The organism is Amycolatopsis sp. cmx-4-54 (assembly GCF_046548895.1).
In the GTDB taxonomy this organism is placed as follows: Bacteria; Actinomycetota; Actinomycetes; order Mycobacteriales; family Pseudonocardiaceae; genus Amycolatopsis.
Window position 1 is genome coordinate 219,395 of the sequence record NZ_JAEBEJ010000013.1, and the last position, 14,702, is coordinate 234,096.

Below are 14,702 nucleotides of genomic sequence, written 5' to 3' on the forward strand. Positions count from 1 at the left end.
GGGTATCGTCGGACGGGCGGCCGCCCACGGCCGACGGGAGGAACGACGCACCATGCCGCTTTTCGGACGGGAAGCCGAGCTGAAGGATCTGGCCGAGCTCGTCGACGGTCCCGCCGCGGGCCGCGGTGGCGTGCTCATCCAGGGCGAACCCGGCGCCGGGAAGTCCGCACTCGCCGCGGAGGCGATGGCCGCGGCGACGCTCGGAGGCCTGCGGGTGCTGCGCACGGCCGGCGTCGAGGCCGAACGGAACTTCGCGTACGCCGCCCTGCACCGGTTGCTCCATCCGGTCCGCGCCGGTGCCGACGGCCTGCCCGCGCCGCAGCGGTCCGCGCTCTGGGCGGCGCTGGGGCTCGCCGAAGCGGCCGAGCCCAACGCGTACCTGGTCGGGCTCGCCACGTTGACGCTGCTTTCGGACGAAGCGGCGGTCAAGCCGTTGCTGATCGTCGCCGAGGACGTCCACTGGATGGACCGCGAGAGCGCAGGCGCGCTCGCGTTCGTCGCCAGGCGGATCGAGACGGAGCCGATCGTGCTGCTCGCGACCGTCCGGGACGGGGAGCCGTCGCCACTGCGCGACGCGGGACTGTCCTCAATGGACCTCGAACGTCTTCCCGGTGACGTGTCGGCCGAGTTGCTCGACTCCGTCGCTCCCGGGCTCTCCTCGCCGCTCCGGTCACGGGTGCTCGCCGAGGCAGCCGGGAATCCGCTGGCGCTGACCGAGTTGCCGTCGGCCGTGACCGAGGCGCCCGATCCCGTGCTGCCCTTGACCGAACGGCTCGAGCGGACATTCGGGGCCCGGTTCACCGCGCTGCCGGAACCGGCCCGCACGACCTTGCTGGTCGCCGCGCTCAACGAGACGGGCTCGCTCGCCGAGACACTCGCGGCGGCAGGCGCGTTGCTGGGCGTCGGCGTGGAGCCCGCGGCGCTGGCGCCGGCCGCCGATGCCCGGTTGGTCGACCTCGAAGCCCGGGCGGTCTCGTTCCGGCATCCGTTGATGCGTTCGGCGATCCCGGCTTCGGTGCCGTTCGAGGAACGGCGCCGCGCGCACCTGAGCCTCGCCGGCGTCCTCCGCGGGCAGCCGGATCGCAGTGCCTGGCATCGGGCGGCCGCCGTGACCGGCGCCGACGAGGACGTGGCCAGGGAACTGGAGCGCGCCGCCGATCGCGCCCGGCACCGCGGTGGAGTGACGGCCGCCGTCGCCGCGCTGGAGCGAGCGGCGCTGGTGAGCGCCGATCCGGAACGGCGGGCGGACCGCTTGCTGCGCGCGGCCGAGCTGGCCGTCGAATCCGGCGGCCGCGAGACGGCGGAACGGCTCGTCCGGGACGCCCGCGCGGGCGAACTCACGCCACGGCAACGAGCGACGGCGAGCTGGCTGCTCAGCGGGTTCGAGGACGGCGTCCGAGAGGACCTGTCGCGGATCGCGGAACTGGCGCGGCTGGCCGAGTCGGTCGCGGAGGACGGGCAGCCGGATCCGGCGATGCGCGTCCTGTGGGGCGCCGCGATGCGCTGTTTCTGGGCCGAACCCGGCGAGGACACGCGACGCAAGCTGCTGGCCGTCGCGGACCGCCTCCCGCTCGACGACTCGGACCCGCGCCTGGTCGCCGTCGCCGCCTACGTGGCGCCGTTCGACCGGGCCGGATCGGTGCTCGGTGAGCTGCGCGAACTCGCCGCCGCCACCGGCGCCGATCCCGAGGCCGACCGGTTCCTCGGCAGCGCGTCGCTGCAGGTCGGCGCGGTCGATCTGGCGGCCCGGTTCTCGGCGGCCGCGGCGCCGGGGCTGCGGGCACAGGGCAGGCTCGGCCTGCTGCCGCGAGCGCTGGCGGTCCAGGCGTGGAGCCGGGTCCGGCTCGGCGACCTCGCCGGGGCCGTGCCGATCGCGGCGGAGGCGGCCGAATTCGCCAAGGAGACCGGACAGCCGTTCATGTACGGCCTCGCCACCGCGGTACAGGCCGAGATCGCGGCGCTGCGGGGTGAACACAGACAGGCCAAGGCGCTGGCCGACGAGGCGGAGCGGACCGCGCTCGCCGCCGGTGCCCGTCCCGTGCTGGCGACCGTGCAGCTCGCCAGGGGGATCGCCGCGTCGAGCGAGGGCCGCTTCGACGACGCGTTCGCGGACCTGCGGCGCCTGTTCGACCCCGCCGACCCCGCCTTCCAGCAGGCGTTGCGCGTCTACTTCGTCGCGGAACTCACCGAGGTCGCGGTCCGGGCGGGTCAGGTCGACGCGCTGCGCGAGATCGTCGCGGAGATGGAACAGCTCGCGCTGAAGACGCCGGCGCCCGCGTTGCACATCGGTCTGCGCTTCGCCCGCGCCGTGCTCGCACCGAGTGACGAACTGTTCGAGGCCGCACTGCGGGCGGAGCTGGACGGCTGGCCCGCCGAACGCGGGCGGCTCCACCTGGCCTACGGCGAATGGTTACGGCGGCAGCGGCGCGCCGTGGACTCACGGGCGCACCTGCGCACCGCGCGGGAGACGTTCGACGCGCTCGGTATGACCGCGTGGGCCGAACGCGCGCGCCGTGAACTGCGGAGCGCGGGGGAGTCCAGCCCCAATCGCGGCCCCGACGCGCGGGAGAAGCTGACCCCGCACGAGCTGAGCATCGTGCAGCTGGCCGCGGAGGGCCTGACGAACCGGGAGATCGGGCAGCGGCTTTACCTGTCGCACCGGACGGTCGGCACGCACCTGCACCGGATCTTTCCCAAGCTCGGGGTGAAGTCCCGCGCCGAGCTGAAAGATGTCGTGAGTGAACCGGGCCGTTAGAACGACCCGTATCACTCACGACATCTGTATCACGCGACCGTCGCGTCCAGCGTGACCTCGACGTTCCCCCGCGTCGCCTTGGAGTACGGGCACACCTGGTGCGCGCCCTGGACCAGCTCGTCGGCGGTGGCCTGGTCGATTCCGGTGACCTCCAGGTGCAGTGCGGCGCTCAGGTGGAATTCGCCCGCCTCGGTGTCGTGGTGCAGTGTCACCTCGGCGACGACGGCGAGGTCCTCCACCTTGACCTTCTTGACGCCCGCGACGCGGCGGACGGCCCCGACGAAGCACGATGCCCAGCCCGCGGCGAACAGCTGCTCGGGGTTCGTGCCGTCGCCGGAGCCGCCGAACGCCTTGGGAACGGCGAGGCCGACGTCGAGCACGCCGTCGTCGGAGGTCGCCCGGCCACCGTTGCGGCCTTCCGCGGTCGAAGTGGCGACGGCGGTGTACGTGGTTTCAGACATACCGCAACCGTAGGAATCCCGCCCTGACGGCGGCGAGCGTCGGATGACGTCATTCTTGTACGTCACGGGTGGACGACGTACGCCGAACCGCCACCCACGGCCGGTCGTCGATCAGGTGCGCAGCCACACCGCCGTATCCGTCGGGAGTTCGCCCTCGACGGGGCCACTGGCCATGAGCACTTCGCGGTGCGGCGGCAACGCCACCGGCTTGTCCGAGAAGTTCAACACGAAGGCGAAACCCGGCTCCCGGGTGAACGCGAGCACGCCGTCGCCCAGTGTCAGCCATTCCAGCTCGCCGGGACCGAGCGCGGGAAGCTCGCTCCGCACGCGCAAACCGGCGCGGTAGAGCCGGAGCATCGACGCCGGTTCGGCCGCCTGCGCCTCCGCCGTACTGGAGCGCCATTCCCCGGGCTGCGGCAGCCACGTCCCACCGGTGCCGAAACCGAACGGCGGCGCGTCGCCGGACCAGGGAAGCGGGACACGGCAGCCGTCCCGGCCGGGATCGGCGCCGTTCGTGCGGGCCCACACCGGATCCTGGCGCAGTCCGCCCGGGATGTCCTCGATCTCCCACAGGCCGAGTTCCTCCCCCTGGTAGACGTACAGACCACCGGGTAGCGCCATGGTCAGCAACGCCGCCGCCCGCGCCCGTCGGGTCCCGAGTTCGCGGTCCACCGGGGTGCCGTGCAGCCGATCGGCGAACGCGAAACCGGTGTCGCCTTCGCGGCCGTACCGGGTCACATGCCGGGTGACGTCGTGGTTCGACAGCACCCAGGCCGCGGGCGCGCCGACCTCCTCGTGCGCCGCCAGCGTCCGCTCGATGACGTCCCGGAAGCGCGCCGAATCCCACGGGCACACCAGGAAATCGAAGTTGAACGCCGCGTGCAGTTCGTCGCGCCGCAGATAGCGCGCGGCCCGCGACATGTCCGGCAGCCACATCTCACCGACCATCACCCGGTCGCCGGGATAGCTGTCGGCGATCTTGCGCCACGACCGGTAGATCTCGTGCAGCCCCTCCTGATCGGAGAACGGCGTCTCGTCGCCGGGATCGACGTCGGGCAGCCTCGGGTCCTTCACCAGTCCGTCGGCGACGTCGATGCGGAAACCGTCGACCCCGCGGTCGAACCAGAACCGCAGCACGTCTTCGAAATCGGCGCGGATGTCCTGGTTGTCCCAGTTGAAGTCCGGCTGGCGCGAGCTGTACAGATGCAGGTACCACTCGCCGTCCGGGACCCGTGTCCACGCGGAGCCGCCGAAGCGCGACTGCCAGTTGTTCGGCGGCTCGGAGCCGTCCGGCCCGCGACCCGGCCGGAACCAGAACCGTTGCCGCTCCGGTGATCCCGGTTCCGCCGCGAGTGCGTCGGCGAACCAGCGGTGCTCGTCGGAGCAGTGGTTCGGCACGATGTCGATGATCACCCGGATCCCCTTGGCGTGGGCCGCGGCGATCAGGTCCTCCGCTTCGGCGAGCGTGCCGAAGAGCGGGTCGATCTCCCGGAAGTCGGCGACGTCGTAGCCGCCGTCGTCCATCGGCGACGGATACCACGGGGTGAACCAGATCGCGTCGATCCCCAGTTCGGCCAGGTAGTCCAGCCGCGCGCGGACCCCGGCGAGATCGCCGACGCCGTCGCCGTTCCCGTCGGCGAAACTGCGGATGTAGACCTGGTAGATCGCCGCGCTCCGCCACCATCCGGCGGACTGCCCCAATGCGGTCACGGAAATGCCCTCCTCAGTCGTTCGTGGATACCCCGAAATGCGGCGAAGGACTCAGCCCTTGACGCTGCCGGCGGTGAGCCCGGCGAGAATGTGCCGCTGGAACACCAGGAACAGCGCCACCATCGGCAGGCTGGCCAGCACCATGCCCGCGACGAGCACGTTCAGCGGCATGTCGATGGCCACCCGCTGCAGCATCACCGACAGCGTCTGCTTTTCGGTGTCCGGGAACACCAGCAGCGGCCAGATGAAGTCCTTCCACGCGGCCACCACCGCGAGGATCGAGACCACGGCCAGGATCGGCCGGGAGATCGGCAGGATGACGCGCCACAGTGTGCGCACCGGCCCGGCGCCGTCGAGCCGGGCGGCCTCGATCAGCTCGTCCGGGATCTGGTCGAAGAACCGTTTCAGCAGGTAGATGTTGAACGCGTTCGCGGCGGCGGGCAGCCAGACCGCCGCCGGCGAGTTGATCAGGTTGATGTTCAGCAGCGGCAGATCGGTGATCGTCACGTAGGTGGGGACCAGCAGCGCCGCCGCCGGGAGCATCAGCGTCACGAGCATCAGCCCGAGCACGACGTTGCCGAATTTCGGCCGCAGCTTCGACAGCGCGAACGCCGCGGGGACGTCGATCGCCAGCTGGGCCAGCCAGGCGCCACCCGCGACGACAACGGTGTTGAGGAAGTACTTGCCGAGGCTCAGCTGGTCCCACGCGTCGGCGAAGGTCCCGGGATGCCACTCGTTCGGGATGAACGTCGCAGGGGTCTGCGCCAGCTCCTGCGGCGACTTCATCGCGCCGGTCACCGCCCAGTACAGCGGGAACAGGAACGCGATCACGAACAGGAGCAGGGTGCAGCCGAAGATCACGGCGTACCCGATCTTGCCGCCGGGGCTGCGGAGCGTGCTGGGGGAGACGAGCGTCCTCATGACTGATCCGCCTTCCGGGTCAGGCGCACGTACAACGCGGAGAACACCCCGAGCGCGACGAACAGCAGCAGGCTCAACGCGCTGGCCGAGCCGAAGTCGTTGTAGACGAAGGCATAGCGGTACAGCAGCAGGAGCACGGTGACGGTCGAGTCGTCCGGCCCGCCGCCGGTCATCACGTACGGTTCGGTGAACACCTGCATGGTCGCGACGACCTGCAGCAACAGCAGCACCAGCAACACGAACCGGGTCTGCGGCAGCGTGACATGGATCAGGCGTTTCCACAGTCCGGCGCCGTCGAGCTCCGCGGCTTCGTAGAGCTCACCGGGGATCGTGCCGAGCGCGGCGAGGTAGATCAGCGTGGTGCTGCCCATGTTCGCCCACGTCGACACGAACACCAGCGACAACATCGACGTGTCGCTCGAGTCGAGCCACTGGCCACCGGGCAGGCCCACGGCGCCGAGCGCGGAGTTGAACAGGCCGGCGCCCGGGTCGTAGAACCACTTCCACATCAGGGCGGTGACCACCGGTGGCAGCATCACCGGCAGGTAGACCGCGAGCCGGAAGAACGCCTTGGCGTGGCGCAGTTCGTTGAGCAGCACCGCGGTCACGAAAGGCACCACGAACCCGAAGACCAGGGCGAGCAGGGTGAACAACAGCGTGTTGCGCCAGGCGACGCCGAACAGCGGGTCTTCGAACAGGCGGGTGAAGTTGTCGAAGCCGACCCACGTCGGCGGGTTGACGAAGTCGACCTGCTGGAAGCTCAGCAGCACCCCGCGCACGATCGGATACCAGGAGAACAGCGCGAACACCACGAGCGCGGCGCACAACAGGCCGTACGCGGTGAGATTCTCCTTGAGCTTGCGGCGCAACCGGTTCCGGCGGCGTTCGGTGGCCGAAGCGACCGGGCGACCGGCCCGCGACGACGCTCTCGCGGGCCAGTCGAGGACGCTACTTGACCTGGGCGAGGACACTGTTGACCTTCGACACGGCCGACGAGAGCTGCTGATCGATATTCGCGTTTCGATCGGTGAGCACCGCCTGCATCACACTGTCGAGAATGGCGTAGACCTGCTGCGCGTTCGGCGGTTCGATACTGCCCTTGATCCGCGAGCCGGCGTCCACATAGGACTGGTAGTTCGCGGCGGGGACGTTGGCGTGCTTGGCCTTGATCGCGAGCTGCTGGTCACGGATGGCGCCCTGCCAGACGTCGGGGGTGGGCTCGGCGGGCAGCCCCACCGGCTGTTTGCCGTCGACGTACTGCTGGACGTGCTTCTCGAAGCGCTCCGGGTTGAGGTACTTCCAGCGGACCCATTCCAGACCCGCCTTGATCTTCTCCGGCGAGGCCTTCGGGTTGATCATGTAGCCCTCGCCGCCGAGCAGCGTGCCCTGCCCGCCCGGCATCCCGGCGACGCCGTAGTCCTCGTACTTGCCGTTGAACTGCTTGACCAGCACCGGGACGTTGTCCGGGGCGGCCATGTACATGCCGAGCCGCCCCGCGCCCATCATGCGCTGGACGTCCTGCGCTTCGAGCAGTTGCTTGCTGCCCATGGTGTCGTCTTCCCACCGCATGGCGCGCAGCTGGTTCAGGGCGGCCTTGGCCTTGTCGTTGTCGAACGCGGCGACCCACTTGTCGCCGTCCTTGCGAGCGACCTCGCTGCCCATCGAGTAGAGCCAGGCGGTCAGATGCCAGCCGCCCTGGTTGTTCTTGCTGTAGTCGGCGTACCCGACCGTGCCGTCGCCCAGCGCGGCGATCTTCTTCGCGGCTTCGCGGACCTCGTCCCAGGTCTGCGGCGGTTTGTTCGGGTCCAGCCCGGCCTTCTGGAACAGCGGGCGGCTGTAGACCAGGCCCATGCTGTAGTTCATCGTCGGCAGGCCGTAGAGCTTGCCGTCGGCATCCCGGAAGTTGTCCAGTAATTCCGGTTTGATGTCGCCGAAGTTCTTCAGGCCCTTGGCCGCTTCGGTGATGTCGGCGGCCTGGCGGCGCGCGATGATCTGCGCCGGGTCGGTGAAGTAGACGTAGTAGACGTCTTCGAGCTGACCGCCGGCGAGCTTGGCGGAGAACGTCTTCGGATCCATGAACCCTTCGTGGGGCTCGATGTCGATGTCCGGGTGGGACTCCTCGAACTCCTTGACGTCGGCGTCGAACACGCCGCGCTCGAACGGCTGACTGGTCGGGGGCTGACCGGTCACGGTGATCTTGACCTTGCCCCCGGTGCCTTCACCGGAGCCGGAACCGCAGGCGGCCACCCCCAGGGTGAGTCCGCCCGCGAGGAGCAGGCAGAACATCCGGCGGCGCACGGTGGGGGACCAAGTGCTGCTCATCTTCAAGCCTCATCTCGGGATCGCGACGGCTGTCACGTGATTGCGGTCACTCTAAAGTGAAGCACCGGATCAACGCAATAACTGGATGAGAACTTGCAACTTTGCGACAGCCGTTGCCCCGGTGGTCCCCTCAAGCGCGTGAAGGCCCCCTTCCCTCGGCTCAGTCGAGGGAAGGGGGCCTTCACGCTGCCGTTGTGGCTGGTGGATTTCCGGTCCGGTGGCTCGCGACGAGGCTCATCGCCCCCGCAAGTAGTCGGCTAAATGCGGCGGGCGGTGGAGCCCCGGACGACGAGTTCGGGGGCGAACAGTAGCTCTTCGGCCGCCACCTCGCCGCCGTTTATGCGCTTGACCAGCAGTTCCACCACGGCGCGGCCCATCGCCTCGATCGGCTGGCGGGTCGTGGTCAGTGGCGGATCGGTGCAGTTCATCAGGGCCGAATCGTCATAGCCGACCACCGAGACGTCTTCGGGCACCGACAAACCCTGCCGCCGGGCCGCGCGGATCGCGCCCAGTGCCAGGAGGTCGCTCGCGCACAGGACGGCCGTCGCGCCGCGCGGGTACAGCCTGGCCGCGGCCGCGTGGCCGCCTTCGATGGAGAACATGCCGTGTTCGACGAGTTCGTCCAGGACCGGCAGACCCAGCTTCGCCGCGTAGGCGCGGAACGCCTCGAGTTTCCGCTGCGACGGCACGTGGTCGGTCGGACCGAGGACGAGGCCGATCTTCTCGTGGCCGAGCGAGCTCAAGTGCCCGATGACCTGCTCGACGGCGACAGCGTCGTCGCACGAGATCTGCGGCAGCCCGAGGTGGTCGACGGCGGCGTTGATCAGCACCGTCGGCAGGCGGCGCTCGGCGAGATGGTGGTAGTGGGAGTGCACCGCGTCGGCCTGGGCGTAGAGCCCGCCGGCGAACACGACACCGGAAACCTGCTGTTGCAGCAGCAGTTCGACGTACTCCGCTTCGGAGACGCCACCCGCGGTGCGGGTGCACAGCACCGGGGTGAAGCCCTGCTGGGCGAGCGCGTTGCCCATGATCTCGGCCAGCGCGGGGAAGATGGGGTTCTGGAGTTCGGGAAGGACCAGTCCGACCAGGCGGGCGCGATCCCCGCGCAGCTGGGTCGGCCGTTCGTAGCCCATCACGTCCAGCGCGGTGAGGACGGCGGCCCGGGTGCCGGCGGAGACCCCGGACCGGCCGTTGAGCACCCGGCTGACCGTGGCTTCACTGACCCCGACCTTGCGGGCGACTTCGGCAAGACGACGCGTCATGGATGAAACTTTACCGCAAGCGAGCGCAAAACCTAGACACTCTTGATCGGTGCGGCGGCCCGGAAATCCCGCGACGACGGAACGAGCGCGGCGGCCGCCGGCGCGGCGAAGCAAACGACCGCGCACGCCGTCAGCACCGGTGCCGCCCCGAACCGGTCGATCGCGGGTGCGATGAGCGCCAGCCCGGCCGGCGCCAGTCCATAGGAGAACAGGAAGTCCAAAGAGGACACTCGCGCGAGCTTCCCCGGCTCGACCTCCCGCTGGGTCGCGGTGAACCACGGAACGTTGAACAGTTCGATGCCCAGCCCCGCGACGGCGTAGGCGGCGACGACGAAGACCGGGTGCACCGGGAACAGCAGGCTCAGTGGCGCGAAGCCGTAACAGCCGAGCCCGATCAGCGCCGCCCAGCCCTGTCGTTTCGGGCGCCACCGCGCGATGACGACCGCGCCCACGAGCGCGCCGACCGTGTACGCGGTGAGCCCGGCGGCCAGGACGGCTTCGGTGTCATAGCGGTCGCGGCTGACCAGTGGCAGCACGACACCGGTGGCGGAATAGCCGGTCGCGATCACGGCGGTCAGCGCGCCGAGCCCGGCCAGGAACCACGGGTGACGGCGGGCTTCGCGGAGCCCGTCGGCGAATTCGCCGAAGAAGTGGACCTTGGTCGTGGCCGGGGCAGGCGCGAAGGTGCCTCGCGGCGGGATCAGCGCCGCCCCCAGCCACAGCACGCCGGTCCCGAGCACCAGGGCCGGCGTCGGAGCGAACTGCGAGAGCAAGGCGGTGAGCCCGGGCGCGACCAATGTGGTGACCCGGACGGCGAGTGTCATCGCGGCGTTGACCTGCTGACGCCGGTCCTCGGCGATCACCTCGGCGGTCAGCGCCTGGAACGCCGGGCGGCACGCGCCCTGCCCGACCCCGACGACGGCGGCCGCGGCGGCCGTCACCAGGACCGAACGGCCCATACCGGCCGCGATCAGGGGAGTGGCGAGACCGGCGACGAGACCTGCCCAGAGCACGACCCCGCGTCGCGAATACCGGTCGGCCAGTACGCCGGCCACCGGTACGGCCACGAGGAATCCCGCGGTCCGCGCGGCGAGCACGATGCCGAGGTCCACAGCCGAAAGCGACCGTTCCAGCACCGCGAGTCCAAGGATGAACGGCAGGGCCCAGGTCGCCAGCCCGGAGGCGGTGTTCCCGGTCCAGAGCCGGAGGAACGACAGGCTGCGGAACACCGGGTGACGATAGCAAGGAGAGACAGCGGGCCCTGTCGCGCTCTACTCTGCCTCCCGTGCGCACGCCGACCCCGACCCGAGGCCCGGCCAGGCGCCTCCGCGGCGGGGCCGTGGGGGTCCTGACCGGCACTTTGGCGACCGCTGCCCACGCCGGGACCAGCGGACGCGTCCCCGACCTCGGCGTGGTCGTGCTGCTCGTGGCCCTGCTGAGCTGGGTGGCGTACGCGTTCGCGGGACGCCGTCGCGGTCCGTTCGCCATCCTCTGCCTGGTGGCGGGCGGGCAACTGGCCATGCACGCCTGCTTGACGTTCCTGACCTGGCAGTCGCACGCCCATCACGACGAGAACCCGGGCAACGGCCCGGCCATGGCGGCCGGGCACGCCGCGGCGACCCTCGTGGTGGCCATGGTGCTCGCGGGCGCCGAGCGCGTCCTGTTCGCACTCACGGCAGTGATCGCTTCGGTCCTTCCGCGCCGTCTGACGCCGCGGCCGGCGACAGCGCCGCTGCGGATCCGGGTCCCGCTCGCGGTGAAGTTCCCCGCGACCGAGGCGCTCCTGCGAGACGTGCTCTCACGGCGCGGTCCGCCGGTGACGTTCGCCTGACCCCCGAAACCCTGCCTAGACCCCTGTCGCGGCAGGGCTCAGCACGCGTGCCGTGACCACCCCGGCGCGCGGCGCAGGCGCACGCCTCCCCACCGACGCCTCAGGAGTTCCCCCATGGCAACACGAATCGAATCGACCACCAGCCCGCCGCGCGCGTCCGGTTGGCGCGGGCTGTTCCTCCGTCTCCACTTCTACGCCGGCGTTCTCGTCGGCCCGTTCGTCCTCATCGCCGCGCTCACCGGCGTGCTGTACGCGGCGACGCCGCAGATGGAGTCCTGGATCTACTCCGACCAGCTCCGCGCACCCGTCGGGTTGAGCCAGGTCTCACTGGCCGACCAGGTCAAAGCGGCTCAGGCCGCGAACCCCGGCGGTGACCTGGTCGCCATCCGACCGGCTCCCGAGCCTGGCGACACCACCCGCGTGCTGTTCGCCGAAGACGGGCTCGGCGAGTCCGAACGACGCGCGATCTTCGTCGACCCCGCCACCGCGCAGGTGCGCGGAGACCTCGTCGCGTACGGCTCGAGCGGCGCCTTGCCGTTCCGGACCACACTCGACCAGTTGCACCGCAACCTGCTGCTCGGTGAACCAGGACGGCTCTACAGCGAGCTGGCCGCGTCCTGGTTGTGGGTGGTCGCGCTGGGCGGTCTCGTGCTGTGGGTGAGCCGTCGCCGCGCCCGCCGCACCGAGAAGGCGGAGTCCGCACGCGGGAAGTCGGTGCGCCGTCACGGATCCGTCGGTCTGTGGGTGCTGCTCGGCGCGCTGTTCCTTTCCGCGACAGGGCTGACGTGGTCGACTTACGCGGGAGAGAACGTCTCGGCGCTGCGGGAATCCCTCGGCTGGGCCACTCCGGCGTTGAAGGTGACCGGCGCCGACGAGCACGCCGGGCACACCGGACACGCGGGGCACGGTGAAACGCCCGCCGCGAAGCCCGAGAGCGTGGACGCGATGCTCGCGTCGGCCCGTGCTGCCGGGATCGACGCACCCTCGGTGGAGATCGGTCTGCCCACCAAACCCGGTGCTCCCTGGCAGATGACGGAAATCGAGCGCGGCTGGCCGACGCAGGTCGACGCCGTCGCGGTCGACGGGACCACCGGGCAGATCCTGGGCGAAGTGCGGTTCGACGACTATCCGCTGATGGCCAAGCTCGCCCGTTGGGGGATCGACGCGCATATGGGCGTGCTCTTCGGCTGGCCCAACCAGATCGTGCTGCTCCTGCTGGGTGGCGGTCTGGTCACGCTGGTCGTGCTCGGCTACCGCATGTGGTGGCGGCGCCGGCCGACCCGCGCCACCGGGCTGACCTTCGGGCGGCCCATCCCGCGCGGTCAGTGGCGCAAGGCACCGCCCGCACTGCTGGTGGGGCTTCTCGTCGCCGCCGCCGCGATCGGCTGGTTCGTGCCGCTGTTCGGCATCAGCCTGCTGGCGTTCCTGGTGATCGACCTGCTGCTGGGCCTGCGGACCCGCGGCCGGTCCGAACCGGACTCGGCCGACATCACCGGGTGAGGTCCGCGCTCGCCGCCCACAACCGGGCGGCGAGCGCGGTGTCGGCGAGTTTGCCGCGGACCGGCTCCCGGCGGGGTTCGCCGCGCAGGCCGAACACCCGCGGGCCGAACATCTCGCCGCCGCGCACGGTGGGATCGAGGACGGCGCGTACCGCGGGCCAAGCCCCGGCTTCCTTGCCCTGCAACAGAAGCCCGGCCGGGAACTTCCGTCCGGCCGGTGGCGCGTGTACCGGCCGGGGCGGCGTCAGGGAATCGAGCGCGCCACCGGGATGGTCGACCACGCTCAGCACCGTGCTCCCGGCCGCGCGCAGCCGCCTGTCGAGCTCGAAGGCGAACAGCATCTGTGCCAGCTTCGAGCGCGCATAAGTGCGTTTGGGTTGGTAGTCGCGTTTGCTCTGGAGGTCGTCCAGGTCGAGTTCCGCGGACTTGCCCACGAAACTGCCCGTGGTGACGACGCGACCGGTCTCCGCCGCTTCGAGTAAGGGCATCAGCCGGTGCACCAGCACGAAATGCCCGAGATGGTTGGTGGCGAAGGTCAGTTCGAGGCCATCGGCGGTCTCCTGTCTCGACTGGTCCTCCAGGAGCACCCCCGCGTTGCAGACGACGGCGTCCAGCCGGTCGATCCCCAGCGTGTCCACTGAGGACCCGATGGACGAGAGATCGGAAAGGTCGAGTCGCAGGTGCCCGAGCCGCGCGTCCGGGACCCGGGCGCGGATCGAGGCCATCGCGGCCTCGGCCTTCGCGGCGTTCCGGCTGCCGAGGACCACGGTCGCGCCGGATCCGGCGAGCTGTTCGGCGGCGAAGTAGCCGATCCCCGCGTTGCCGCCGGTGACCAGGAAGGTCTTGCCGTCGGCGCGAGGCAGATGATGGACGTCCCAGTGACCCATGACGGGCTCCTCAAAGTCGAAGTCACTCCGAACCTACACTCATTACGACTTCGGAGTGATTTCGATGTAAGCTGGTCGTATGGAACGGACCGAGCCGGGCAGGCGTGAGCGCAAGAAGGCGGCGACACGGCAAGCCTTGTCGAGGGCGGCACGTGAGCTGTTCCTGGACCGGGGCTTCGACAACGTCACCGTCGCCGAGATCGCGGACGCGGCGGACACGGCCGTGTCGACGCTGTTCGCGCACTTCCCGGGCGGCAAGGAGGCGCTGATCCTCGGACACGGTCACGAACGCGAAACGGCCTTGGCCGCCGCGGTGCGTGACCGGGCCGAGGGCGCCTCGATCCTCCAGGCGTTGCGGGACTTCCTCGCGACCCGCGGCCCGTTCGATCCGGATCCGGACCCGCAGGCGCGCCGTGTCGCGGACCTGGTCGTCGCCACCCCGGCGCTGCGTGCGTACGCCAGGACGCTGTGGACGGGCTGCGAGGACACGCTCACGAAGGTCATCGCCGAGGAATCCGGCCAGGACGACTTCTCCGTGCGGTTGCTGGCGCGTTATGTCCTGGAGGTCCCGGATCTGGCCGGGGTCGAGGCGGATCCGGCCGCCGCGCTGGACGCCGCTTTCGTCTTCCTGCGCCGAGGCTGGCCGGAGTTCTGTTAAGGGGTAAGGCAAATCTGGCGCGTGCCGGAGGTGGCTTTCGGAACGGGGAGCGGCTGTCGAAGGTCCGTGAAGGGCCCCTTCACGGACCTTGCCTGCCGCTGGAGGGTCTGCTCCTACGGCTGTCCGAGGTGGACACCGACGCGGAATTCGCAGTCCGGGTCATCGCCTACTTCGCTGAACTCGTGGCCAAGCGGGCCCGCCTTTCCGACTTGGTGCCCGCTGAAAGCGCCCAACGGCGAACGTCGCGTCACGATCGCCCCCTGCGTTGCGAAAGCCACTTTCGCAACCTTCAACGTTGCGAAAGTGGCTTTCGCAACGTGCTCCCGCTGGAGCGCTTGCCTGCCGCCGGTACTCGGAATCGCCCTTATTGGAGGGTAAGACAGCCCCTTCGCGATA

At 70.2% G+C, this 14,702-nt stretch carries 12 protein-coding genes; 4 read left to right on the forward strand and 8 right to left on the reverse strand.

Annotated features, from left to right (window positions below; all coding sequences use genetic code 11):
• Positions 1-52: 52 nt before the first annotated feature.
• On the forward strand, positions 53-2,755 hold the full coding sequence (locus ACLJQ7_RS35175; RefSeq protein ID WP_410652478.1) for a helix-turn-helix transcriptional regulator: 2,703 nt from the start codon (positions 53-55) through the stop codon (positions 2,753-2,755).
• Between the two features lie 29 nt (positions 2,756-2,784).
• On the opposite strand, the gene ACLJQ7_RS35180 is transcribed toward ACLJQ7_RS35175, so the two are convergent.
• From ACLJQ7_RS35180 to ACLJQ7_RS35210, 7 genes are all read right to left on the reverse strand, one after another.
• Entirely contained in the window at positions 2,785-3,216 is a 432-nt protein-coding gene (locus ACLJQ7_RS35180) for an organic hydroperoxide resistance protein (RefSeq protein ID WP_410652479.1), read from the reverse strand.
• A gap of 111 nt (positions 3,217-3,327) precedes the next feature.
• Positions 3,328-4,926: a glycoside hydrolase family 13 protein gene (locus ACLJQ7_RS35185; protein ID WP_410652480.1), complete on the reverse strand. Its 1,599-nt coding sequence runs from the start codon at positions 4,924-4,926 to the stop codon at positions 3,328-3,330.
• A 51-nt stretch (positions 4,927-4,977) separates the two neighbouring features.
• The gene (locus ACLJQ7_RS35190; protein WP_410652481.1) at positions 4,978-5,847 is read right to left on the reverse strand and encodes a carbohydrate ABC transporter permease; all 870 of its coding nucleotides are present in this window, start codon (positions 5,845-5,847) and stop codon (positions 4,978-4,980) included.
• The gene (locus ACLJQ7_RS35195; protein WP_410652482.1) at positions 5,844-6,818 is read right to left on the reverse strand and encodes a carbohydrate ABC transporter permease; all 975 of its coding nucleotides are present in this window, start codon (positions 6,816-6,818) and stop codon (positions 5,844-5,846) included. Before ACLJQ7_RS35195 ends, ACLJQ7_RS35190 begins: the two co-directional genes overlap by 4 nt.
• Complete coding sequence (locus tag ACLJQ7_RS35200) at positions 6,796-8,169, reverse strand: ABC transporter substrate-binding protein (protein ID WP_410652483.1); 1,374 nt, start codon at positions 8,167-8,169, stop codon at positions 6,796-6,798. The genes ACLJQ7_RS35195 and ACLJQ7_RS35200 overlap by 23 nt, the downstream gene beginning before the upstream one ends.
• 257 nt (positions 8,170-8,426) lie before the next feature.
• Positions 8,427-9,431 (reverse strand): LacI family DNA-binding transcriptional regulator, encoded by a 1,005-nt coding sequence (locus ACLJQ7_RS35205; RefSeq protein ID WP_410652484.1) that lies wholly within the window; start codon positions 9,429-9,431, stop codon positions 8,427-8,429.
• Between the two features lie 32 nt (positions 9,432-9,463).
• On the reverse strand, positions 9,464-10,660 hold the full coding sequence (locus ACLJQ7_RS35210; RefSeq protein ID WP_410652485.1) for an MFS transporter: 1,197 nt from the start codon (positions 10,658-10,660) through the stop codon (positions 9,464-9,466).
• A gap of 56 nt (positions 10,661-10,716) precedes the next feature.
• On the opposite strand from ACLJQ7_RS35210, the gene ACLJQ7_RS35215 reads away from it, so the two are divergent.
• Together ACLJQ7_RS35215 and ACLJQ7_RS35220 are read left to right on the forward strand one after the other, a co-directional pair.
• Positions 10,717-11,262, forward strand: coding sequence for a hypothetical protein (locus tag ACLJQ7_RS35215; RefSeq protein ID WP_410652486.1), 546 nt, complete (start codon positions 10,717-10,719; stop codon positions 11,260-11,262).
• A 114-nt stretch (positions 11,263-11,376) separates the two neighbouring features.
• The gene (locus ACLJQ7_RS35220) at positions 11,377-12,762 is read left to right on the forward strand and encodes a PepSY-associated TM helix domain-containing protein (RefSeq protein ID WP_410652487.1); all 1,386 of its coding nucleotides are present in this window, start codon (positions 11,377-11,379) and stop codon (positions 12,760-12,762) included.
• Here ACLJQ7_RS35220 and ACLJQ7_RS35225 read toward each other — a convergent pair.
• Entirely contained in the window at positions 12,752-13,648 is an 897-nt protein-coding gene (locus ACLJQ7_RS35225) for an SDR family NAD(P)-dependent oxidoreductase (RefSeq protein ID WP_410652488.1), read from the reverse strand. The two genes, ACLJQ7_RS35220 and ACLJQ7_RS35225, sit on opposite strands and share 11 nt — an antisense overlap.
• Before the next feature lie 79 nt (positions 13,649-13,727).
• Between ACLJQ7_RS35225 and ACLJQ7_RS35230 the strand changes: the two genes are divergently transcribed.
• Positions 13,728-14,306: a TetR/AcrR family transcriptional regulator gene (locus ACLJQ7_RS35230; RefSeq protein ID WP_410652489.1), complete on the forward strand. Its 579-nt coding sequence runs from the start codon at positions 13,728-13,730 to the stop codon at positions 14,304-14,306.
• Positions 14,307-14,702 lie beyond the last annotated feature (396 nt).